This is a genomic window from Phytoactinopolyspora limicola, assembly GCF_011320225.1.
GTDB classification, from domain to species: domain Bacteria; phylum Actinomycetota; class Actinomycetes; order Jiangellales; family Jiangellaceae; genus Phytoactinopolyspora; species Phytoactinopolyspora limicola.
On record NZ_JAAOEN010000010.1, the window covers coordinates 195,474 to 219,408 of the forward strand.

17 protein-coding genes are annotated in these 23,935 nt (G+C 67.5%); 13 read left to right on the forward strand and 4 right to left on the reverse strand.

Going from position 1 to position 23,935, the window contains the following annotated elements:
- Window positions 1–49: 49 nt before the first annotated feature.
- Window positions 50–1,279, reverse strand: a complete 1,230-nt coding sequence (locus G8760_RS21255; protein WP_207782574.1) for an LCP family glycopolymer transferase — start codon at window positions 1,277–1,279, stop codon at window positions 50–52.
- A gap of 449 nt (window positions 1,280–1,728) precedes the next feature.
- Here G8760_RS21255 and G8760_RS21260 point away from each other — a divergent pair, with 449 nt between their 5' ends.
- The 6 genes from G8760_RS21260 to G8760_RS21285 all read left to right on the forward strand — a co-directional run bounded on the left by G8760_RS21260 (window position 1,729) and on the right by G8760_RS21285 (window position 7,801).
- Window positions 1,729–3,279, forward strand: coding sequence for an LCP family protein (locus tag G8760_RS21260; protein ID WP_166354809.1), 1,551 nt, complete (start codon window positions 1,729–1,731; stop codon window positions 3,277–3,279).
- 172 nt (window positions 3,280–3,451) lie between these two features.
- Window positions 3,452–4,423: a glycosyltransferase family 2 protein gene (locus tag G8760_RS21265; RefSeq protein ID WP_425502368.1), complete on the forward strand. Its 972-nt coding sequence runs from the start codon at window positions 3,452–3,454 to the stop codon at window positions 4,421–4,423.
- Window positions 4,420–5,331, forward strand: coding sequence for an undecaprenyl-diphosphate phosphatase (locus G8760_RS21270; RefSeq protein WP_166354811.1), 912 nt, complete (start codon window positions 4,420–4,422; stop codon window positions 5,329–5,331). The genes G8760_RS21265 and G8760_RS21270 overlap by 4 nt, the downstream gene beginning before the upstream one ends.
- A gap of 234 nt (window positions 5,332–5,565) precedes the next feature.
- Complete coding sequence (locus G8760_RS21275; RefSeq protein WP_166354812.1) at window positions 5,566–6,453, forward strand: ABC transporter permease; 888 nt, start codon at window positions 5,566–5,568, stop codon at window positions 6,451–6,453.
- 10 nt (window positions 6,454–6,463) lie between these two features.
- Entirely contained in the window at window positions 6,464–7,249 is a 786-nt protein-coding gene (locus tag G8760_RS21280) for an ABC transporter ATP-binding protein (protein WP_166354813.1), read from the forward strand.
- Window positions 7,250–7,627: 378 nt separating this feature from the next.
- Window positions 7,628–7,801 carry a hypothetical protein gene (locus tag G8760_RS21285; protein WP_166354814.1) on the forward strand — a complete coding sequence of 58 codons (174 nt, stop codon included), beginning with the start codon at window positions 7,628–7,630 and terminating at the stop codon, window positions 7,799–7,801.
- Between the two features lie 109 nt (window positions 7,802–7,910).
- Here the strand turns inward: G8760_RS21285 and G8760_RS21290 are convergent, their stop codons facing one another.
- From G8760_RS21290 to G8760_RS21300, 3 genes are all read right to left on the reverse strand, one after another.
- The gene (locus G8760_RS21290) at window positions 7,911–9,881 is read right to left on the reverse strand and encodes an acetoacetate--CoA ligase (RefSeq protein WP_166354815.1); all 1,971 of its coding nucleotides are present in this window, start codon (window positions 9,879–9,881) and stop codon (window positions 7,911–7,913) included.
- 82 nt (window positions 9,882–9,963) lie between these two features.
- Entirely contained in the window at window positions 9,964–11,055 is a 1,092-nt protein-coding gene (locus G8760_RS21295) for a glycosyltransferase family 4 protein (protein ID WP_166354816.1), read from the reverse strand.
- A 203-nt stretch (window positions 11,056–11,258) separates the two neighbouring features.
- Window positions 11,259–12,521, reverse strand: a complete 1,263-nt coding sequence (locus tag G8760_RS21300; protein WP_166354817.1) for a nucleotide sugar dehydrogenase — start codon at window positions 12,519–12,521, stop codon at window positions 11,259–11,261.
- A gap of 330 nt (window positions 12,522–12,851) precedes the next feature.
- On the opposite strand from G8760_RS21300, the gene G8760_RS21305 reads away from it, so the two are divergent.
- The 7 genes from G8760_RS21305 (at window position 12,852) to G8760_RS21335 (ending at window position 23,790) form a co-directional block, all read left to right on the forward strand.
- Window positions 12,852–14,495 carry an asparagine synthase-related protein gene (locus G8760_RS21305; RefSeq protein WP_166354818.1) on the forward strand — a complete coding sequence of 548 codons (1,644 nt, stop codon included), beginning with the start codon at window positions 12,852–12,854 and terminating at the stop codon, window positions 14,493–14,495.
- A gap of 5 nt (window positions 14,496–14,500) precedes the next feature.
- Window positions 14,501–15,079: a hypothetical protein gene (locus tag G8760_RS21310; RefSeq protein ID WP_166354819.1), complete on the forward strand. Its 579-nt coding sequence runs from the start codon at window positions 14,501–14,503 to the stop codon at window positions 15,077–15,079.
- 47 nt (window positions 15,080–15,126) lie between these two features.
- Window positions 15,127–17,475 carry a glycosyltransferase gene (locus tag G8760_RS21315; protein WP_166354820.1) on the forward strand — a complete coding sequence of 783 codons (2,349 nt, stop codon included), beginning with the start codon at window positions 15,127–15,129 and terminating at the stop codon, window positions 17,473–17,475.
- A 43-nt stretch (window positions 17,476–17,518) separates the two neighbouring features.
- Window positions 17,519–18,715: a sugar-transfer associated ATP-grasp domain-containing protein gene (locus G8760_RS21320; RefSeq protein ID WP_166354821.1), complete on the forward strand. Its 1,197-nt coding sequence runs from the start codon at window positions 17,519–17,521 to the stop codon at window positions 18,713–18,715.
- A gap of 400 nt (window positions 18,716–19,115) precedes the next feature.
- Window positions 19,116–19,817 carry a cysteate racemase gene (gene cuyB / locus G8760_RS21325; RefSeq protein WP_166354822.1) on the forward strand — a complete coding sequence of 234 codons (702 nt, stop codon included), beginning with the start codon at window positions 19,116–19,118 and terminating at the stop codon, window positions 19,815–19,817.
- 171 nt (window positions 19,818–19,988) lie between these two features.
- Window positions 19,989–22,574, forward strand: coding sequence for an enolase C-terminal domain-like protein (locus G8760_RS21330; RefSeq protein WP_166354823.1), 2,586 nt, complete (start codon window positions 19,989–19,991; stop codon window positions 22,572–22,574).
- Complete coding sequence (locus G8760_RS21335; RefSeq protein ID WP_166354824.1) at window positions 22,564–23,790, forward strand: ATP-binding protein; 1,227 nt, start codon at window positions 22,564–22,566, stop codon at window positions 23,788–23,790. The genes G8760_RS21330 and G8760_RS21335 overlap by 11 nt, the downstream gene beginning before the upstream one ends.
- The last annotated feature ends 145 nt before the right edge of the window (window positions 23,791–23,935 follow it).

Consider the following 23,935-nt stretch of genomic DNA (forward strand, 5'->3'; position numbering starts at 1 on the left):
GGACCGCTGCGCGTCTGTGCTCGGTCAGCCTGACACCTGCGGCGACGGGTTACTCGATGAGGTGCCGCGGCACCTCGGTACCGTCGCGCAATGCGGTCCATAGTTCTTCGGCGGCCGTAGCGTCCCAGTCGACTGTGTTGCCCACTCGGCCGAGCGGAACGGTCAGGGTGTCGCCGGAGCCCGATGAGATACGTCCCATGGCGCGGATGAACTTGAACATGTCCAGTGGCCCGGTGCCCTCGTCGAGGATCAGCGCGTTGCCACTGGCCAGCGCGGTGCGGGTGAGCTCGATCGGGTTGAGCAGAGTGCTGGGCGACAGCGCCTCGTCGGCGATGGCCGAGATGAGTTCGCGCTGGCGTTCCACCCGGCCCAGATCGGCACGCGGGTCGAAGTACCGGGCGCGCGCATAGCCAAGGGCGTCGCTTCCAACCAGGTCCTGGCAACCGGCCGGGAGATCGATCTTTGCCTTCTCATCTTGGATGGCCTCTTCGAGACACATCTCCACGCCACCGAGCGCGTCGACGATTTGGGCGAAGCCACCAAAGCCGAGCTGCACGTAATCGTCGATGGCTACCCCGGTGTTGGCCTCCATCGTCTCGACCAGCAGCGCCGGGCCGCCGTAGGCGAATGCGGCGTTGACCCGGCCGGAGCCGTGGCCCGGGATGTCGACGACGGAGTCTCGAGGCACGCTGATCAGGGCTGGCCGGCCGTTGTTGGGCACATGCACCAGCATGATGGTGTCGGCCCGTTCGCCGCCGGTGCTGCCGGTGCCGAGTTCGCTCTGCTCTTCCTCGTCGAGGTCGTCGCGCCGGTCCGATCCGACGACGAGATAGACCTGCCCGGCTGAGCGCGCCGAGCCGTGATCGTCGGGGATGGCATCGACTTTCTCGATCCGCGACCAGACGAACCACACAAGGGCGACCAGTCCGACGGTGATGACCAGCATGATGGCGAGGAACCAGCGCAGGAAGCGGACGAAGCCGGAGCGACGCTTCTTGGGCCGGCCGCCCCCGTCACGGCGGTTCTTGGTGCGTGGTGGCCTCGACGGTGGCACCGGGGTGGAGGCGCGGGCCCGGCGGTCGACCGGCATGGCCCGGGTGCCCGCGGGCGCGGCCGGAGTGGCCTGCGGGTGATCGTCCTCTTCATCTCGTGGGCTGTGGGCGTAGCCACCCCGATACGACACGCCCGGCACGTTACCCGAGCTGTAAGTGGTGACCTTGACTGGACCCGAACGCGGCGCGTCGGCTCCCGCATCACCCTGCCTACGGTGGTCTTCCACGAGTTGAACGGTACCTGCTTCTCGGGCGGAAATGCTCTATGACGTACCGGCACGACACCATTTGGTGACCTTGTCGGAAGACGTCGGTAGTGCGGCGACCACGGTGGCGCCGGCGGTTCGTCGGGCGTTGCGCCGACTGGGCGCGGAGGCCGAGGTTCGTGGTTTCATTACGTGACACGCCGAGGCGCATTGCCGCCCATGAGGTGCTCTTGACGTTATCGTTGTTCCTCAAGTCATGGTTGATGTCAAGCCATGGCGAGCCGTCGTCGTCGCAGATGTCGCGTGACTGATGTGACAGGCGATGCACCAGTTGACTCGGCGCGCCGCCACCGTTTGGTGGTGGTTCCTGGTGATACTGGCCACGCTGGCGCTACGGGGGCGTCGGTGTGAGATGGCCCTTGGGGGACAGACGAATGGCGCCGACGACACACACACGGGGATCCACCCGGGTGCGAGGTCGTCCACCACGCCGGCCTCCGATCCGCCGCCGTCCGTCCGCCCGTGAGCAGCGTGAACAGCGCGCCGAGGCGACCCGATTCCGGCGTTCGCTCACGCTGATCGCCATGTCGGTGGCGGCGCCCGGCAGCGCTCAGCTACTCCGCGGCAACCAGCGCATGGGCAAGATCGCACTGTCGGTGTGGGGCGCGGTGATCTGCATCGTGTTGTTCGTCGCGTGGCGTACGTCGATGAACGATCTCGCCAAGATGGCCGTGCAGCCCTGGATTCTGACATCGTTCCAGATCATCGCGTTCATCCTGGCCCTGGCCTGGGTGGTCATCCTGATCGACGCCTGGCGGCTCGGGCACCCACCGGGCCTCAACCGCAGACACCGCCTGATCGTGGTGGCGGCCACGCTGGGCCTGGCGGTGCTGGTCTCCACGCCGTTCGTGGTGGCCGCGCGGTACGCCGAGGCAGCACACGACCTCGTCGTCTCGATGTTCCCTTCGGGCGAAGCCGCGGCGGCGAGCAACGGACGCCTCAACATCCTTCTGCTCGGCATGGACTCCGGCGACGGCCGGGCCGGCGCCCGCCCGGACAGCATTCACGTCCTCTCGGTGGACGTCCTCACCGGTGAGCCCGCACTGATCAGCCTCCCACGCAACTTGGAGAAGGCCCGCTTCCCCAGCGGGAGCCCGGCGGCGGCGGAGTTCCCCCGTGGGTTCGCCGGCGACGGTGACCGTTCGGAATACCTCCTCAATGCCACCTGGACCTACGGCGAAGCCAACCCGGAGATGTTCCCCGGGCCGTCCGGGCCGGGGCCGACGGCGGTAAAGCAGGCCGTGCAGGGATCGCTCGGCATCAAGGTGCACTACTACGTCGCCGTCGACCTCATGGGTTTCCGTAACCTGATCGACGCGCTCGGTGGTGTCAGCATCAACGTGCAGGAAGAGTTGCCGATCGGCGACAAAGGCCGGGTGTTGGAGCCTGGTGTGCAGAGGCTGGACGGCTATCACGCACTCTGGTACGCACGGTCCCGGGAGAGCACCTCCGACTACGACCGCATGGCCCGGCAGCGCTGCGTGCTCGGCGCGTTGATGAACGAGGCCGACCCACGCTCGGTGTTGATCAACTGGATGGAGCTGGCCGATGCGTCGGCCGACATGATCACCACCGATATCCCGCGCCAAGACCTCGGCAACCTGGTCGATCTCGCTTTCGACGTCCGTGGCCAGGAACTCATGACGTTGCAGTTCGTGCCGCCGGTGATCGTCCCGGCCGACCCAGACTTCGCGCTGATCGCCGACCAGACCGCCGACCTGCTCAACGGCGCGGGCCGGCCGGCTGAGGACCCACCGGCCGAGACGGTCGAGGCCAGCGGCGAACCATCGACGGATGTCACCGGTCCCGCCGCCGACACCGACGATGCCACCAACCCCGGAGATGCTGCCGATGGCGAGTCTGGCGACCGAACCGGAGCCGACGACGACGCATCCACCCATGACGGGTATCTCGGCGAGGACGGCCTGGCCGGCCTCTCGACGGTCTGCTCCTTCGAGTAGCCGGTCGATCCGCCTGAGCGGAGTCAACACGAAGGGGTGCCCCGTTGCTTGCGCTCCGGTCCGCAGCGGGTAATGTGCTCGCGTCATGCGCACTCCGCCACCTTCCCACGAGACCCCAGGTCAGCGCGGCATCGACGGCCGTACTGACGGTTGGCCGGCGGTGTCGGTGATCATGCCGGTGCGCGACGAGGAACGTCACCTGGCCGACGCGGTGGCAGGTGTGCTGAGCCAGGACTATCCGGGTGAGCTCGAGGTCGTCCTCGCCATCGCGCCGTCCACCGACCGCACCGCCGACATCGCGGCCGAGCTGGCCGCCGGCGACCCCCGGGTGCGGCTGGTCGACAACCCGGCTGGGAACACCCCGGCCGGGTTGAACGCCGCCATCGAGGCGTCGCGGCACGGGATCGTCGTCCGTGTCGACGGACACGGTCTGCTCAGTGCTGGCTACATCAGCATGGCGGTGCAGGCGCTGGAGAAGACCGGCGCGGCCAACGTCGGCGGCATCATGCACGCCGAGGGCACCACCGACTTCGAGCGGGCCGTGGCCCGCGCATACTGCTCCACGCTGGGCCTCGGCGGGGGCCGGTTCCACGTCGGTGGTCCGGAGGGCCCGGCCGACACCGTGTATCTGGGTGTGTTCCGCCGGGACGTCCTGATCCGGCTCGGTGGGTACGACGAACACTTCATCCGGGCCCAGGACTGGGAGCTCAACTACCGCATCCGGGCCGCCGGTGAACAGGTCTGGTTCACACCCGAACTCACGGTGACCTACCGGCCGCGGCCGACCATCGGTGCCTTGGCCCGGCAGTTCCTACGTACCGGCCAGTGGCGCCGTGAGGTGATCCGCAAGTACCCGGACACCGCCAGTGTCCGTTATCTGGCCGCTCCCGCGGTGCTTGTCGCCGTCACCGGCGGGGCCGTCGCTGGGTTGGCGGCCGTTGTGGGCGCTCCTGGCTGGCTGGCCTTGGGGTGGCTCGGACCTGGTGGATATGCCGCAGGTGTGCTCGCTGCCAGCGCGTCGATCAGCCGGGGGTTGCCGGCGCGGGCCCGGGGGTGGCTGCCGATAGTGCTCGCCACCGTGCACTTGAGCTGGGGCGCTGGGTTCCTGACCGGCCCGCGTCGGGCGAGGAGCAGCCGCGTATGACGTTGTGGGAGGCCGCACTCCTGGGTGTGGTGCAGGGCTTGTTCATGTTCGTTCCGGTCAGCTCCACCAGTCACCTCGCGTTGACCCAGCACTGGCTACTGGAACAGGGCTCGGCGATCCCCGCTCCCGACTCGCCGGAGATGATCCTGTTCGACATCATCGTCCACGTCGGCACCCTCGTGTCGATCGTCGTGGTGATGCGAGCCAGCCTGCAACGCCTCACCGCCGGCATCCTGGCCGACGTCCGCTACGTGGTGACCCGGGGGCCACGCCGTGGCGCGCACCGCCGGGGAGCGCGGGACCGGGGCCCGTACCGCCAGTTGAGCGAACTGCACTATCTGCGCCTGGCATGGCTCGGCATGATCACGGTCGCGGTGACCGGCGGCCTCGGGCTGGTGGTCCGGGCGGTCGGCACCGATGCCTTCGCCAAACCCGCCGCCATTGCCGTTGCGTTGATCATCACCGGGATGATCCTGTGGTGGACCGACACCGTGCGATCACTGTGGCGCGATGCCGGGCAGATCACGGTATGGGTGGCCATAGGCATCGGTATCGCCCAGGCCGCAGCCCTGCTACCGGGGTTGAGCCGCAGCGGGCTGACGATAGCGATGGCGCTGCTCCTCGGCCTGCACCGCCGACTGGCCGCGGAGTACAGCTTCTTCGTGGCCATCCCGACGATTCTGGCCGCGACGATGGTGCAGTACCTGGACATCGTGCGTGACGATGATCTCACCTTCACTCTCGGTGTCGGGGCCTACGCCGTGGGGTTCGTCGTAGCCGCCGTGGTGGGTGCGGTGGCGCTCGTCGGTGTCCTGAAGCTGCTCTACCAGGCCCGATTCCGCTTCTTCTCGGTGTATGTCATCGCTTTGGCCGTGGTCATCCTTGTGGTCCAACCCATCCATCTGTGACATACGGTCGTCGATGGTGTTGCAATGGAGGGCGTTGTGGTGCATCGGGCAGTTGGCCGAAGTGCTCGGTGGGCGGCCCGTTGGTCGTCCCCATCGGCATGTGATGGAAGGAACGAGGTAGACAGCGGGCATGAGTGTCATCCGGTCGTCTACCCTTGACCAGACTCGCGAACACGCGGTGGCGCAGGGTCGTCGCTGCAGGCAGGTGTGTGTCATGAAAGGGCATGCTGGTTAATGAACGCCACTCGGCTCGACGAGGAGTTCACCTCGTCGGTACACGTCTACGAGCCGCATCGTAACGGTCTGCCTCGGTTACGGCCCTACTTCAAGGCGCTGTGGCAACGCCGGCCGTTCGCCGTCGAGATGTCGCGGGCCAGCATCCGGGCCGACAACGTCAACACGTTCCTCGGGCAGATCTGGGTCGTTCTGAACCCCCTGCTGCTCGCCTGCGTTTACTTCCTGCTCGTGATGATCATTCGCGGGCGCGGCGCTACGTTCGACGAGAACGTCGAACGATTCGCACACCTCAGCACGGCGCTGTTCCTCTTCTTCTTCTTCTCCGGTTGTGCCCGGCAAGGAGCATCGAGCGTTGTTGGTGGCGGCAAGCTGCTGCTGAACATGTCCTTCCCGCGGCTGTTGCTCCCGCTGGCGGAGGTGCGTACGGCGTTCTTCAAGTTCCTGCCCACAATCGTCATCACCCTCGCGATCCTGATCGGGTTCGGCCGCCCGCTGCACTGGCAATCCGTGATCGCCCCGGCATTCTTCCTCATGGTCATGATGTTCGGCGCCGGGATGGCCATGATCTTTGCGACGATGCAGGTCTACTTCCGCGACCTCGGAAACTTTCTGCAGTACATGGTCCGGATGTGGCTGTACCTTTCACCGATTCTGTGGACGCCGGACATGCCACTGAGTCAGTTGCGTGACCTGGGCCTGCCGGAGTGGGTGGTCCATATCAACCCGTTGTATTCGATGCTGGGTGGCTGGACCGACTTGATCATCCGAGGGCAAGTCCCGGAGGCAGCGTGGTGGATCGCCGGAGCTTCGTGGTCTGTGGTCGCGTTTGTCGTGGGATCCTTGTTCTTCATGTCGAGGGAGCGCGAATTTGCCGTCCGTCTCTGAAGTCAGCACCATGACCACTACGGCTACCTCCGATCCCGCCGTCCGCGTCGAGGACGTGTCGGTGATGTACCGGACGACGTTCGAGAAGGTACCGACGTTCAAGTCGGCGCTGCGCCGGCTCGGCCGAGGCCAACGAGAGGTCCACGAGGTTCATGCGCTGACCGACGTGTCCTTCGAGGTCGGCCACGGCACCAGCGTGGGCATCATCGGTGCCAATGGCGCTGGGAAGTCCACCCTCATGCGGGCCATTGCCGGCATCTTGCCGCCTAGCGAGGGCCGCATCGAGGTCCATGGCCGGGTCAGCACGCTGCTGGCGCTTGGTGTCGGGTTCAAGCGCAAGCTGTCCGGGCGGGAAAACGTCGTGCTCGGCGGGCTTGCCGCGGGTATGACCCGCGAGGAGCTGGACGAACGTTACGACGAGATCGCGGCGTTCGCCGAGTTGGGCGAGTTCATCGACATGCCGATGATGACCTATTCGTCCGGCATGTATAGCCGGCTGGCCTTCTCGGTCGCCGTGCACCTGAACCCGGACATCCTGCTCATCGACGAGGCTCTGTCCACCGGTGACGCCAAGTTCAAGCAGAAGGCGGCCCGCAAGATGCGTGAGGTCGCGGACAACGCCGGCACCATGTTCCTCGTGAGCCACTCGATGCGCAGCATCAAGAGGTTGTGTTCGGAGTGCATCTGGCTGCACAAGGGGCAGCTGAAGATGCAGGGTGACCCCGAAGAGGTCATCGCCGCCTACACGAAGTTCCTCGAGGTCGGCGAGGATGTCTTCAGCCTTGAAGACATGTAACGCTCCCATCCCCGTGATCATTGCGGGATTTCTGCCCTCCCCCCCCAGGTGATCGTCGCCGCTTTCGTGTCGCCATAGCGACCTGATCTGGGGTTCGATCACCTGGGGGAGGGCAGAAATCCCGCAATGATCACGGGGAAGTGCTGCCGTGATGTTTGTCTCAAAGTGTGACCAAAGATTTCACAAATTGTGACGGGCTTGCGTAGGGTCACCGTCGTGGGTAAAAGTGACAGTGACTCTGACGTGTTGACTGATGGTGGGTCGGTGCAGACACGTCGGCGGGTACATGGGGCGGACGATTGGCTTGACCACATCGGGCCGGGGCCGGCGGTCCCAAGGATGCGGGCGAGCGAGAGACCCGAGAGCGAGGTGGGTCGGTTGCACACTGAGATCGACAAGTTGGAGGCTCGGCTGGCCCGGTCGGAGGCCAGGCTGGCGAAAGTGGAGGGTAGGTTGCAGCGGATCCTGAGCAGCAGGTCCTACCGGTTGGCTCGGCGGATGGCCGTCACCCGCCGCCGGATCGCCTCGATCGTGGGTGTGGGTGGTCGGTGAACCGGTCACGGCCGGATTGTGCGGCCACCGAACCGTAGCCGAACCCAACTCCCAGTAGGTTTGGCCAGTGCGGCGTTCGCCGCCGGTCTCGCTCCTACGAGGCAACGTGTCAGCGTAGCGCCAGGAACGGCTCTAGAGCCGCAGGGTTGCGCAGCGCCTCCCGGCTCACAGCCCGGTCCGGATCCATTCCGGCCAGAATCCGCTTAACCGGTACCTCACACTTCTTGCCGTTCAGCGTGCGGGGAACGTCGTTCACCACGATGAAGCGATCCGGCACGTGCCGCGGCGACAACTCCTGGCGCAGCGCTGCCCGCAGCTCGGGTTCCACACTGGCCAACTCCGTGTCCGGGGCCAGCACCAGGAAACACAGCAGCTCACCGTCGTCGACCCTGGTTCCGGATGTGTCGATGACGAGCGAGTCGGCGACGCCGGGATGCGCCTCGACCACTCGGTAGAACTCCGCGGTCCCCATACGCACCCCACCCCGATTAAGGGTGGAGTCGCTGCGGCCGTGGATCACCGCCGAGCCGCGGCTGGTCATGGTGATCCAGTCACCGTGCCGCCAGACTCCGGGGTACTCTCCGAAATACGCGTCGCGCAGCCGAGATCCGTCGTCGTCATTCCAGAATGCCACCGGCATGGATGGCATCGGCTCGGTGAGTACCAATTCGCCGACCTGTTCGACGACGGGCCGCCCGGACTCGTCGAACGCCGCGACGGCCGCCCCCAACGAGGGCCGTGACAACTCGCCCAGCCACACCGGCACGTCGGGCGCCGGGCCGATGAACCCGGTACACAGGTCGGTACCGCCGGAGAAGCTGGCTATCTGGACACGTGGCCCGAACGAGGCGGCTAGCCAGCGGAACCCGTCCACCGACAGCGGTGATCCCGTCGATCCCACGACACGTACGCTGCCGAGGTCGAGGTGGTCCAGCGACAACCCGTCTTTGAGGCAGGCCTGCACGAACGGAGCCGACGTGCCGAAGATGGTGACCTGCTGTTCAGCGGCGAATTGCCACAGGGCCGGCATGCTGGGATGTGCTGGGCTGCCGTCGAACAGCACCACCGTCGAGCCGACCAACAGGCCCGATACGACGAAGTTCCACATCATCCAGCCGGTTGTGGTGTACCAGAAGAAGCGGTCTGCGGGGCCGGCGTCGAAATGCAGCGCCATACCCTTCAGGTGTTCGACAACGATGCCGCCGTGCCCGTGCACGATGCCCTTGGGCAAGCCGGTGGTACCCGACGAATACAACACCCACAGTGGGTGATCGAACGGGACCGCGTCGAACTCCAACGCCGCGCCCGCATGTGCCTCGAGCAGGTCGGTCCACGTGTGCCGCCCCGAATGGGTACCAGTGGTGAATCCGGCGCCGGCAGCCAGGTAGGGCACCACCACGGTGGCGCGGAGGGTGGACAGTTGCGACTCCACCTCGGCGATGGCGTCGAGGATCTGGTACGAGCGGCCGTTGTAGACGTAGCCATCGATGGTGACGAGGACGGTGGGGTCGAGCTGGGCGAAGCGATCGGCGATGGCACGGGCTCCGAAGTCGGGCGAACACGACGCCCAGACGGCACCCAAGCTGGCGGTGGCGAGGAAGGCCACCAGCGTCTCCGGAGAGTTCGGGGCGACGGCCACCACCCGGTCTCCACGCCGGACGCCCAGCTCGATCAGGGCGGCCCGGGCAGCGGCCACCTGGGAGCGCAGCTGCCCGTACGTCAGTTGCTGCGTGCGGCCGTCCTCACGGCGGAAGATCACGGCGAGATCGGTGTCGTCCTTGCCCGGCCCCGGGCGCAGTGCGTGTTCGGCGTAGTTGAGTGTGGCACCGGGGAACCAGCGGGTACCGGGCATCGTTCGGTCCGGGAGGACGTCATCAGGCGGGGTGTGGAACGCGACCTCGAAGTGTTCGGCGAGCGCCCCCCAGAACGCGGCCGGCTCGGTGACCGACCACCGCCAAAGGTCGTCGTAGTTGTGCACGTCGACGATATCCCGCGACCGCAGCCAATCCCTGAAACGGGCGATCTGGCTGGTGGCGACCTGCTGATTGTCGGGCGTCCACACGATCTCCGGCTCGGCCATGGGCCAAATCTAGCGCTCGTGCCGGGGTGTCACCGGCGGGGGCTCCGGGACGATAGGGCCGGCCGGCTGACCAGCCCGCCGATCAGCCGGCCGGACCGCTTCCCGCGGCGACCGACTCCAGGGTGCGCACGAACAGTCCAGCGTCGGCCTCCCAGCTGAAGTGCTCGGTGACCGCCTTGCGCCCGGCAGCGGCGAGCCGGTCCCGTTCCTCCGGCTCGGCGGCAAGCCTCCGCAGCGCTGCTTCGGCGGCGTCGACGTCGCCGAATCCCACCACGACCCCGCAGCCGTGTGAGTCGACGAGCTCCGCCGAAGCCGGGTTAGGGGTAGTGATCACCGGCAGCCCGTACGCCATGTACTCGAGCAGCTTGGTGGGGCGCGAATGAGCGTAGTTGGGTTGGTCGTGCAGGAGGCTGATCCCGGCCAGGGCGCCGGGCAGCAACGCCAACGCGTCGTCGTTCGGGATGAAACCGTGCCAGTGCACGTGACCGGCGTCGTGGGCGGCGCGCACCCGTTCGGCGCACTCGGGGTCGGCGTTGCCGATCAGGTGGATGCGGAGGTCTGGCGCCAGCCGCCGGCCGAGCTCCACCATTTCGTCGGCCCCGCGGGCGTTGGTGATCCGGCCCAGGTAGAGAACTCGGTTGTCGACCTGGACGTCGAGTTCGGCGGGCTCCACGACGCTGTTGCGGACGACGGGGTGGTGGTGCTGGAACCGGCCGACATACCCCTCCTCGGCCAGGAGCAGCGTCATCCGCCGTTCGGCCCGGCGCTCGAGCCGGCGGATCAGGGCGGCCGCGGCTGCGCGGGTCGGGCGTGGTAGCCAGGCTTTCATGCGTACCGCGGCGGCGGTGTCCTCGTGGACGTCCCAGACCAGACCCGGGTGCCGTATGCCGGTGGTGGCCAGCAAGAGTTCGGGGTCGTGGAGGAGGACGACGTCGTACTCGGCGGCGTGTCGGCGCAGCAGCCGGCGGGCGGCGCGCAACGCGCGGAGCCGGTGCAGGCCACGCGCCCTCGGGACGTCCACCGAACCGAAACCATCCGGGCGGCGCCGCTGGTAACCACTGAACGGCGCGGCGAACGTGACGTTGTGGCCGGCGTCGCGTAGCGCGTTGATCTGCTTGTGCCGGATTCGGGTGTCCTCGGGATCGTGGACGACGGTCAAGACCAGGACGTTCACCCGGCCGACTCTACTTCACCGAACAACCTATCTCCCGTGATCGTCGCCGGATTCGCGTCGCAGCCCTCCGGTGATCGACTTCAAGATTGAGTCGCTATGGCGACACGAAAGCGGCAACGATCACCGGGGATGGGGGCGCGAAAGGGGCGACGATCACCGGGGGCGGGGGCGTGGATGCGGCGATGATCACCGGGGATGGTGAGCTAGAGGTGCTCGACTGTCTCGGAGGCGGGGGTGATACCTCGGGTATCGAACACCCGGGGGGCCTTCTTGGCGATCATCTCGCCGTCGTAGGCACTGTGCGCCTGGAGGACCACGGCGATGTCGGCACCGGTGAGCGCCGCGTCGAGATCGGCGACCCGGTGCAGCGTGGTGCCGTCGACGTCCCAGGCGGGAACGTGGGGGTCGTGGAAGACGACCTGCGCGCCGAGCGCCATGAGCCGGCGAGCCACGGGAACCGCCGGCGACTCTCGTTGGTCGGCGATGTCATGTTTGTAGGTGACGCCCAGCAACAACACCGTTGCGCCGTTGACCGCCTTACGCTCTTGGTTGAGGAGGTTCTGGATCCGCTGGGCCACATAGTCGGGCATCGTCGCGTTGATCTCCTGGGCCAGCTCCACGAACCGGAACGGGTACCCGAGGCGAGCCCGGACGTTGTGGCTCAGGTAGTTGGGGTCGATCGGGATGCAGTGTCCTCCGACGCCCGGCCCCGGGTAGAAGGCTTTGAACCCGAACGGTTTCGTGGCGGCTAGCCGGATGACATCCCACAGGTCGATGTCGAGTTCGTGGCAGAACCTCGCCATCTCGTTGACCAGCGCGATGTTGACGTGCCGATAGGTGTTCTCGAGGAGTTTCGCGGTTTCCGCCTCACGGGTGCCGCGTGCCTCGACGACGGTATCGACGAAGCGCCGGTAGAACGCGGCGGCGGCGGCAGTACATGCCAGAGTGTGCCCGCCGACCACCTTTGGTGTGTTGCGTAGGCCGAAGGTCTGATTGCCCGGATCGATGCGCTCGGGTGAGAACGCGAGGTGGAAGTCCTGCCCGGCTTCGAGTCCACCCTGTTCGAGGATGGGCCGGACGACTTCGTCGGTAGTACCCGGATACGTGGTGGACTCGAGCACGACGAGGGTGTTGGGACGCAGATGTGCGGCGATGGCCCGGCTGGCGGCGGTCACCGCGGTGAGGTCGGGCCCGCCCTCGTCGGAGAGTGGGGTGGGGACGCAGATGACGATGGCGTCGGCGGTGGCGAGTTCGGCGGCGTCGGCGGTGGCGCGGAAACCGGCGTCGAGCATGGCGGCCACGTCGGCGTCGTCGAGATCGTCGACGTGTGAGCGTCCGTCGTTCAGCGCGGCCACGACGTCGGGTGCGACGTCGAGCCCGAGCACCGTTAGTCCGGCCCGGCTGGCTTCCTGCGCTAGCGGCAAACCGACGTAGCCGAGCCCGATCACCGCAAGATCTGCGGCCATTCCTGCCTCCTCATGGCCTGGGAGCCGCCCGTCGCCGGGCGGCCGTGCGGTCCACTATGCCTGAACCGCCCGACCTGGCTGGCATGAGCCCTATCAGGTCAGCGGGGACTTTACCTCTGGTTGGCACTCGAATGCCACTGGCCGGCACCGCGCAGAACATTGCTGTCGCAATCGTCGGGTTCCGAGGTGTTCGGCTGCGGGTTCTGGCTACTCGGTGAGCGCTGGCTCCGGCCCGCGAGGCAGGATGGAGTCATGCACGGCGAGCGATCCAGGCGCACACTCGGGATGTGCGGGAGATTAGGACTAGGCGAGCACACCCGCGTGGACGCCATGTCCGACCTCTTGGGTGGCGTCCGGTCCTTGGTCACCGCCCCGAGTGGGGCGATGCGGGCCGACGCAGGCGCCGTCCGTTGGCGAGAGCCGAGCGGACCAGATCAGCGGCTTGGAGTGTCGTGGTCGCCGTGCCCGCTGCCCGACACCCCACCGGCCTCCGCCAGCGAGGCGGCTCGCGCCCACGACGCGTTCTCCTTGGTCGTCGAGGGCGACACCGCGCGATTACAGGCTGGGATCTCCGGCGCGGTGCCGGTATACGTCGATATGAATGACGTCGACGGTGCTGACGGCCTGCACTTCTGCACCCGGATCGAGCCGTTGGTCCGCACCGGCGCACCCATCGCGCAACCCGACTGGAACGCCTGGGCGCACATTCTTGCGGCCGGCGGGCCGTTGGGCGGGCGAACCACCTTCGCCGGTATCCGACGCCTGCAACCATGGAGTCGGGTCAGTGTCCAGCCGGGCGCCCCTCCCACGGTGACCGACGGCCAGTGGCCATGGCTCGATATCACCGCCCAGCCCGGCGCCGGGGTCGACGCGGTCAGCGCGGCGCTGGCCGCCGTGGTCACCGAACTCAAATCCCGCACGGACGTGACCACCCTGCTCAGCGGAGGCTGGGACTCCAGGATCCTGACCGTGCTGGCAGCTCGCTCGGAGCCGAGGCGCTCCGCAGCGGGGTTCGTGATCGGCGCATCGCCCCGGGCGGCCGAGGTGCCGACGGCCTGGACGACGTCGTCGGACACGGGCACCGTGATGGAGGAGCTGGTGGCCGCCCAGGTGGCCGAGGAACTGGGCATCCAGCACGAGATCGTGCCGCCGGTCCGTGACCAGTTCGGAGCCGACCTGAAGCAGTTCGCCCGGTCCGTCGACCATCAGACGTCCTTTCACATCTGGCTGGTTCCGTTGGCGAGGGCCCTGATGGGTACGTCGCGCACCGTCCTCGACGGTCTGGGCGGGGGCCTGTTCGTTGGCGGCGCCTTCCCCGACGCTGGCGACGGACGCCCGTTGCTGGATCAACGTTTCGACCGGTTGACCCGGTACCTGCTGGGAGCCGAAGAGATCCTCCACCCGAGGGTTGTCGCCGAGATCCGCGATCGAACCCGGGCCGGATTCGAGGACGTCGCCGGACCCCTCGTCGACCACCCATTCGGAAGCACGTTCACCGCCTACCTGACCCGGACCCTACCCGGCATCAGCCTCGCCCCGTACGGACTGATGGCCACCGCCGCGCCGGTGGCCACCCCATTCCTCGACGACGACGTCGTTCGCGCCGCGTTGGCGATTCCGGCCGCCGAACACGCCGACGGGCGGCTCTACCCGCAGGTCCTGAGGGCGTTCAGCGAAACTCTGGCCGACCTCCCGACCGCGTTTGACCTGACCCCGCGTCGACGAGTTCACCAGCGGCGGGTCGCCTCACCCGAGGCCGCGCAAGTCTTCCGTGACCTGCTGACCAGAGATCCGGTTCGCGAGTTGCTGGCGCCGGAACTGGCGGCCGCGGGGCTGGCCACGTGGCAGGCGTATCTCGACCTCACCCGGCCGCAACACCTGATCCGCGGGCTGGCCACCTTGGCGTTGTGGCTGGAGCAATACGACGACGTGCTCGGGGGAGCCGGTATCGAACCCCTACTCGGAAAGGCGTAACCGCCGTGGCGCGTAGACACGTGGTGCTCGACCAGGCGTGGTGGTCCGGTGTCGACGAACCGGGCGGTGGCGGCCGGTCGGTTGGTCGCCGCGCGTCATCGCCGGCGGCCGACGTGTTCGTGGGCCGGGCCGCGTACATGCTGGTCCCCGGCCGGTCCATGGGTGGTCCGGCTCGCCTATCCGGTCGGGTCGTCGACGTCTTCGTGCACTGCGAGCGGCAAGGAGTCACCACGGTCGTTCTGGCCGGTGAAGCCGCTGACCTCGACACCCCGGCCGCTGCGGTATCGCGCTACGTGGCCACCGACCAGCAGGCGGTCGCCGCTGCCGCGGCCGTTCGTTTCGGCGCCGAACGGGTCCATCTCGCCGCGACGATCGACGTCGCTCAAGCGCGTGCACTAGTGGCCGAGCTGCCGTTTCCGGGCAGAGTGGTCGTGCCTGCCGGTCGACGGCTGCGCGGCTTCGGGGGGCGAACGGCCCGCCGGGTTGACCGGATCGTGCCGATCCGCGCGCTGTATGGAAAGATTCGCGGACGGGACGCGAGGTCGCGCGGAGCGGGGCGCGAGGCCTCCGGCCTTCCTTCCTAGACAACGGTGCTGGACACCGATCCGCCGCTCAGGTAGCAGAAGGTCTGATGACGAGCACAACGACAAGATTCGACATCCTGATGGCCACCGATGGCCGCTTCCCCGGCGGGAACACGTCGAGCGTGGTCGAAGAGATCGAGGCTCAGCATCGCGCGGGATATCGCACGGGGCTGCTGCACCTCCCGTCGCCAGTACTGGGCCGGGCCCGCCCATTCGCGCCGAAGATGCGCCGGATCCTGGACGAGGGCAAGGCCGAACTCGTACTCGGCACCGACCGCGTCGAGGCCAAGCTGCTGCTGGCGCGCCATCCCACGGTGTTCATCGACCCGCCCCGGGGATTGCCGCAGATCGACGCCGATCAAGTCATTCTGGCCGTTAACCAGGTCGCCGCCGACGACCGAGGTGTCGAGCCGTACTACGACGTCCAGCACGTTCACCGGCAGGTCGAGCGGCTGATCGGCAAGGAAGCCACCTGGGCGCCGATCGGGCCCCGGGTGCGGCAATCGCTGGCACCGATGAGCGGAGCCATTCCGCTGCTGGCCTGGGACTGGGAAAACGTCATCGACGTCGACGCCGTCCGGGTCACCCGGGAGAGCTTTGTCGCCGATCGTCCCATCATCGGCCGGCACAGCCGGGGACACTGGAGCAAGTGGCCGGACACCAAACAGGACATCCTGGCCGCCTACCCGCACGATCCGCGATACGGCGTACGGATCCTCGGTGGCACCGAGGCACCCGCCGACATCCTGGACCGCATCCCGGCCAACTGGGTGGACCTTCCGTTCAACTCGATCCCGATCCGGGACTTCCTCGCCACGATCGACTTCTTCGTCTACTTCCACCACCCGGGACTCGTGGAAGCGTTCGGGCGGGTAGTGCTGGAGGCGCTCGCGGCCGGCGCGGTGGCGATCGTTCCGCCCTATCTGGAGCCGCTGTTCGGTGACGTGTGCCTCTACGGCACTCCGGCGGACGTCCGCCGGCACGTGGACGAACTGTACGGCGACTGGGACGCTTACACCGCTCGTTCCCGGGCCGGTGTCGACCTGGCCCGGCGGCGATTCAGCTATAACACCCACGTCGATCGGGTGGAGAAGCTCATCGGTCCGCCTGATAAACCCGGCCCCGAGGCCGCCACCAGCGGGAAGGCCAGCGTCGGCGCCGCGCGCAAACAAGCGGGTCATGGGCGCGCCGCCGGTACGGCGAAGGCTGGCGCGGCAAAGGCTGGCGTGACGAAGGCTGGCGCGGCGAAAGCCGGCCTGGCCAGCGCTGCGTCGGGTGCGGAGAGTCCGCGGCGCACGCTCGTCGTGGACGTACGCTGGGACACCACCGGCGACACCGTCCTGGCGAACGTGGTCGACCGGGCCGCCGACGATGGCCCAGCCGCCGTCGTCGTTCCCGCATGGCGGGCCGCGGACGTCGCCGGCGCCGCGGCGTCCGCGGGGTCGAAGACCCGCGGCCGGAGTGGACGCGAAACCGCCGTGGAGACGTTCCCATGGGGGCTGGCCGAGCTGTCGGCCGCGCAGCGGCGCCGGTACGTGGCGCTGCGGCTCGGCGGGCTGATCGCCACTCACCAACCCACCCGAGTGGTGGTCGTCGACGGTGGCGGGCCAGACGCGAAGGTGGTGTTCGGTGCCGTCCGAGACCCGAACATCGACGTGCTGCGGGTGCATCGGCGGCGGCCCCTGCCGGCGCCAGCGGTGGGGGAGCCGGCGCCCGGTGTCGCCACACCGGACTCCGACCCGTCGCCGCCGGACTGGCAGCTGCCGGACGGCTGGTCCGTGACCCACCGAGCGGCCGGGTTGCGCCCTGTCGCCGCGCCGTCCCGCGGACGGCTGGCCAGGTTGCGGCGCAAAGCACCGAAGCGCGTGCGAGGGGCCGCGCGCCGCACGATGAGTGCTCTACGTCGCCGACGAGTCCAGCTCCTGGAGAGGATCGTGCCGTCGGCTGGACTAATGCTCTTCGAGGTAGACGAAGCCGAGTTGACCTTGCCGGCCCGCGCTCCGGTCACGCACCCGACCCCAGAGCGCCTGCCGGTGGCCCTGGTGGTGGTGACCAGTAGCGACGTAGCGGCCGCCCCGACCCTTCGGGCCATCGTCGAGCGGGCCCAGATCTCGGCGGCGTTCCGGCCGGCCGTGCTGGCTCCTCCGTCGTGGGTTGACGAGGCGGTGGAGTTCGGGGTGACGTTGGAGACGCTGATCCCGCGGTCGCAGTGGTTGGCGCTCTATGGCGGCGGCTGGTCCGAGTACGTGCGGCGGCGAGTGGACGAGACGTGCCACGTCATCCACCCGACCACCGTCGCCTACGTCGACCGTACGATCGAACCAGCGGGTGAGACTGACGAGCCGGCGGTGGTTCTGGACGTCCTCGAGACGGCCCGGACCCGACGGCGGGCATAAGTGTGATGCTGATGCAGACGGGGACACATTCGAGGCGGGACGGATGAGCAGAGTAGGCAGAAAGGCTGTGTGGGCCGCCGGCCGGGCTCGGGTGGCAGTGCGCTGGGTGAGTCTTCAACCCAAGCGGACCCGCCGCCGCTACCGCAACGTCAAGGTGCGGTGGACGGCGATCCGCAAGCTGATCAAGAAGGAACGCGAATGGGACGCGCCGCTGCGGATGCGGCGACCGCGATGGTGGATCAAGGGGTTCCTGTCCCGCAGCGCCATCCTGTACGACCTCGACCACAACGACCCCGCCGAGTACGTCTCCGATCTGCAGCGGGTCTACCGCACGAAGCGGATGGTGCACGAGCGGCTGCAAGACGTCATCAACAACAAACTCACCACCCATCTGCTGCTCGGCACCATGGACATCCGCTCGGCCGAGCTACTCGGCGTCTACTGGCGCCGTGCGGTCCACCGGTTTCCCGGTGAAGAACGGGTCGAGCTGCCGGTCTACCTGACCCGGATGCGGATCGCGCAGCAGGTGTTCTTCAAGGTCTTGTCCGGCGCCGAAGGGAAGAACATCTTCGCGGTCAAACGGGTGGACGAAGCGACGTGGGCGGTCAACGGCGTCGCCAAAGACCTCGACGAGACCGTCGGTGTCTTCTACGTCCAGAACCGCCCGCTGATCGTGGAGGAAGGACTGGAGCAACACGCCAAGCAGCACGCGTTGTATCCGCATGCGGTGAACACCATCCGGGTCTTGACGATGATCGACGTCACCAACGGCCACACCCCGTTCATTGCCACGGCCGTGCAGCGGATCGGCACCGACGGGTCGGCTCCGGCGGACAACTGGAGCCGGGGCGGGCTCAGCGCCAAGATCGACCTCGACACCGGGCAACTGGGCCGGGCAACCCGATTGCCTCAGGGCGACACCGTCGAGTGGTTCGACGCCCATCCCGACACCGGGGCGCCGATCTCCGGCGTAGAAGTCCCGTATTGGTCGGAGGTGCGGGATCTGGTGCTGCATTCGGCGCGAGTGCTGTCGTTCATGGAGTACATCGGGTGGGACATCGTCGTCACGCCGGATGGGCCGGTGGTGTTGGAAGCCAACATCAACACCGGGATGAACGTGCTGCAGGCGCACCAGCCGTTGTTCACCGATCGACGCGCGCGGGCCTACTACGCCGAGCGCGGAGTCACCACCGACCTCGCGCTGGATCCACCAGCCGTCGACGTCGACGAACCCATCTAGCCCGCGTGCGCACCTGATCGTCGTTTTGTCACCTGATCATCTACGTGGTGACGATCAGATGCATCACCTGGGTGTTCGCAAGCGGCAACATCGGCTGCCCGCACCTGATCGTTTTCTCGGGGTCGCGGGCGGTGAATGATCAGATGCATAAACCGGCGTTGCATACGTTTGCCGTTCACCTGATCGCTAAGCGTCCATACTTCGAGATGTGATCAGATGGAACGCGCGGCCATTGACCGCTGCGGGAGCCGCCGCTGCGCATCTGATCGCCGTTTCGTAAAAGATCAGGTGACCAAACGACGATCAGGTGACAAAGGTGGGGCGGGAATGTGGACATAGGCGGGCAAGCGGCGCCAACGGGCAATGATCAACTGGGTGTCGGTGGGGTAGCCTTCGAGGAATGATGTCGCCGCTGCTCGGGGTGCTAGGCGGGATGGGCCCCGCCGCCACCGCGGACTTCCTCGCGAAGCTCGCCGCATACACCCCTGCCGCCCGTGATCAGGAGCACATCGCGACGATCGTGTACTCCGACCCAACCACGCCGGACCGGAGTGACGCCATCCTCAACGATGGCGAGAACCCGCTGCCGGCGATGTTCCGTGGTATCGCGTTCCTCGACGAGGCCGGGTGCGATCTCATCGCCATCCCGTGTAACACCGCACACCACTGGTACGACGATCTCGCGGCCGCCACCACGGTCCCCGTCGTGCATATCGTGGACGCGGTGGCCGCCCAGGTGGAGCGCGAGGCCCCGGACACTACCGTGTTGGGGTTGATGGCCACCGACGGCACGATCCAGGCCCGGATCTACGAGAAGGTCCTGACCCAGTCGGGCCGGCGGGTCATCGACCTCACCGACCTCGGCCCCGACAATCCGGTGATGGCTGGCATCCGCGCCGTCAAGGCTGGTGCACTCGATGGTGCCCGCGACATCCTCACCGCGGCTGCGCGGGAGCTGGCGGCGCGAGGTGCCCAGGGGCTGATCTATGGGTGTACGGATGTGTCCGCGGTGCTGGACATTCCGCCTGACGATGTCGACGTACCCGCGTGGGACGCCGCTGACGCGCTGGCGATTTCCTGCGTCAACCGGCTCCGCGGCTGATGCTCGGGGGCCGCGTAGCCGTCCGATCCGCGAGGTCGCGGAGGCGCCGGTCGACGCCCGATGTGACGGGGCAGGCGGGGTCCTCTTAGAATCGGCTGGCGCACCCGGCTGCGTGCGTCGTCGACAAGCACCGGCCGTGCAGCCGCGAAGAGCCACGAGAGGCAACAGGTCATGAACCAATCCGGGCGGGCGCTGACCGTCCACCGCGCCCACGCGATCGCCTATCGGACGCCGCCCGGCGGCACCGGACGATCGTCGCAGTCGTTCGGGAACTACCTGGTCAAGATCGAAGCCGGTGGTCCCGAAGGGGAGCGGCTGGTCGGTATCGGTGAGGCTCATCCGCGCGGTGGGGAAACCGGCGACCGCGGCCGTGACTCTTGGGACTTCCTGCTCGATGTCCTTGGTCGCCTGGATGGGTTGTCGCTGCCACTCACCGACCGGGCGAGCGCCTTGGTGGCTGTCCGGGCGGTGATCGAGGAAGCGCACGCGGCAGCTCGGGCGGCGGCGAGCGAGCGGGCCCGGTCGGCTCCGGCGGCGCCGACATCGCTGAAACGAACGGTCAGAGGCTGGGCGCGTCAGCTGGCCGGCCGCGCCGGCCGGATCGACGATCCGATCGCCTTCCGTGGGACATTGTTCGGCATCGAGACCGCGCTGCTCGACGTCGTCGCGCGCGGTTTGGGTGTATCGGTCGCGGAACTTCTGGGTGTGCGGTCCGGGAAGGCGACGCTGTCTACTCCGCTGGTCGGCGGATCCGGGATCGACCGCAATCTCGCGTTGCTGCGTGAGGCCGCGGTCGGCCGGGACGGAACGAGCGACGAGGCGTTGTGGATCGACCTGCGTGGTGGGCTCAACCCGCCGGATGCGGCCGAGTTGGTTCGGCAGGTGGTCGGTGCCGCCTCGGCGGGTGAGCTACCGAGGCACGTCGTGCTGGAGCAGCCGGTGCGGATGCGCCACCGCCATCAGCTCACCGCGCTGCAGCGCAAGGCCGACGATGCCGGCCGCAAGGCCGGTGTCGAGGTGCGGGTGATGGCAGGCAGCAGCGTGTGGAGCCGACAGGGCCTGGATCGGTTGATCGCCCGTGGTGGCTGTGGTGCGTTGAATATCCGGCCAGCGGCCGCTGGTGGTTTGCTGGCCAGCCTTGAGCTGGCCGACGTCGCCCTCGAAGCCAACCCGGACGTCCACATCTACGTCAGTCAGATGGAGGGTGCCAGCGCGGTCGCCGACGCCGCGGTGCGCCAGTTGGCCGTGGCGCTGCCGCGGGCCGACGGGGTTCGGGTGGACACTACCGACCCGGTCAGCACCCCCGACGGTCCGGGCCTTGACGTCGGTGAGCCGTACGAGTGGATGGTCGACCGCATCACCGATTACGTCTCCCAGCCGACACCTGCCGAGCCGGCCGCCGAAGGTGGACCCACCCCCAATGTCTATACGGAGGTGCCGTTCCTGCAGCCGCTAGGACCGAACGGCACCAAGGGGCATCTGCTCGAACGGGAAGCCCTCGCACTTGGGTTGTCCACTACGCGATTCTCCAAGGGTGCGTTCGTCGCCACCGACAACGTGCACGATCCGCTGGTCTTCAAGTGGAGCCGGTCGCCGATGTCCAGCGCGGTGTCGCTGGCGCTGTGCACCCACAAAGAGGCCACCCGCATGCGCCTGGCCAGGGCAGGCGTGCCAGTTCCGAAGGGGCGCACGTTCGCCAACGGCGACTACACCTCGGCCCGCGCCTACGCCGAGCGCATCAGCTACCCCGTGGTGGTCAAGCCGGCCATGGGAGTGCGCGGCATCGGCGTCGTCGCCAACATTCACGACGAGCACGAACTCGATCTGGCGTTCCGGCAGCTGGAAGACAGCAAACTCGGCAGCCAGGACTTCATCGTCGAACAGCACATCACCGGCCGCGACTACCGGATCGTCGTGGTCGGCGACGACGTCATCGCGGCCATCCTCCGCGAGCCGGCCTCCGTCGTCGGCGACGGACAGCATTCGATCGCCGAACTACTGGTGCGCAAGAATCTGGCTCGGCGGCTCAACCCGCACCTGTGGGGGCGGCCGATCAAGTACGACGACGCGGCCCGGTACCAGTTGCAGCGAGTAGGAATGACGCTGGACTCGGTGCCGGAGCCCGGCCAGCGGGTACTACTGTCCAACACGTGCAGCCTGTCCCAGGGCGGCGACTCCATCGACGTGCTCGACGAGCTCCACCCGTCGATCAAGGAGGCATGTGTCCGAGCGGTCCAGGCCGTGCCCGGACTGGCGTTCTGCGGCGTCGACTTCCTCCTCGAAGATCACACCAAACCCATCGACGAGCAGCAGGCCGGCATCTGCGAGCTGAACGCCCACGCGGCCATCGGCAACTGCGAGTACCCGCTGTATGGCAAACCGCGCGAGGTGGCGCGCACGTTCATTCAGGAATGTGTCCGCCGGTTCGACCTGGTCGCGCACGAGGAGCGGGCCGAGCGGCTGGCGCTGAAGCTCACCATCCGTGGGCGAGTCACGGGGGTCGGCTACCGGACGTGGATGCAGCGTCGCGCCGAGACGTTCGGGGTTCAGGGCTGGATCCGCAACGTCAACAACCGTACGGTTGAGGCCGTACTGATCGGAGACACCCCGGCGGCCAGCGCGCTAGCGGCCGCGGCGGTCCTCGGCCCGAAGAACGCGCTACCCACGTCGGTGACGACGGTACACGTCGAGCCGCCGGACGTGGACGGCTTCGAGATTGTCCATCGCGCACCCCAGGAGCTGGTCCATGTCGGCTGAGCCGCTTCAGAAGCCCGACGTCGCTGGGCTGGCCCGGCTTACCCCGGAGGTGCGGGACGGTTTCGAGGTCCATCAGGCGGCGTTGCGCCGGGCGTTGGACGTCGTTCTGTACCCCCGGCAGGTGTTGATGGTCAGTTCCGCCGACGGTGGGCACGAACTGTCGTTCATCCACGGCATCCCCCGAGCGTCCACGCTGGGTTCGGTCACCTACGCACAAGACAAGCGGATGCGTCGGGCCTTGCTCGAACGGGCCGATGTCCCGGTGCCTAAAGGGGCGACGTTCTCGGTGGGCCGCGGCATCAAGGAAGCAAAGGCGTTCGCGGCGCGGCTCGGTTATCCGGTCGTGGTCAAGCCGGCCATGGGCGACAACGCCATCGAAACGTTCGCCGATGTCCGCGACGAAGAGCAGTTCGACATCGCGATCGATTATCTGCGGACCCCACCAACCGAACGGCCTACCTTCACTCGTGCCGCGTACGCTCTCACCGAGCTGCGAGAACCCGGCGAGGAAGAAGGCCGGGTGGTTGTGCCCCCGGGATATCGGTTCCTGGTCGAGGAGCGGGTTCGTGGTGAGTACCTGCGGTTCCTGGTGGTCGACGGATTGGTCCGGTCGGTCGTGCATTGCGCCCGCCCGCCCGGCACCGGATTGGGCCAGCCGGGCCGCGACATTCTGGGCGAGACCCATCCGGCTCTCCAGCAGCTCGCCATCGACGCTGTGCGGGCGGTGCCGGGTTTGGTCGTCGCATCGGTCGACATCGTCGCGCGGGGATACCAACGCCCGGTGTCACCCGACGAGGCATGGGTCGTCGAGTTCTCCGAGCGCCCCGGCCTGGCCGTCCAGGCGGAGGTGGCTCCCGAGCTGAGTCAGCAGCTTGGTGATGTGATCCTGAGCCACTACGCCACCGCTGATGGGCTCGAACTGGACGATCCGCGCGACGACGTCGCCGTCGAGTTCCACGCCGAGGCGATCCCCGATCTCGACGGAGCGGTGGAAGCGCTGGCCGCAGCGGGGCGTGATCTTGGCCTGACCGGATACGTCGAGATCCGTGACCGCGTCGACGGAACGGCCGCAGGTGTGATGCAGGGGGCTCCCCAGCACATCGCCTGGTTGTCGGAAGCGCTGCTCGACGGCAAACTCGGCGGTCACCGCGCCATGCTGGTCGAGGAGCGTCAGCGGGAGCGCGGTGAGTTCGACTCGTTCGTTGTCAGTTCCTAACCCTCAATACTCTCAATTCGTGCACCTCTTGCGCTGGTGATCGTTGCCGGATTTCCGCCTTCACCTCCGGTGATCGAAACCAAGACTTGGTCGCCAGAGCGACACGAAACCGGCAACGATCACCGGAGGTGAAGGCGGAAATCCG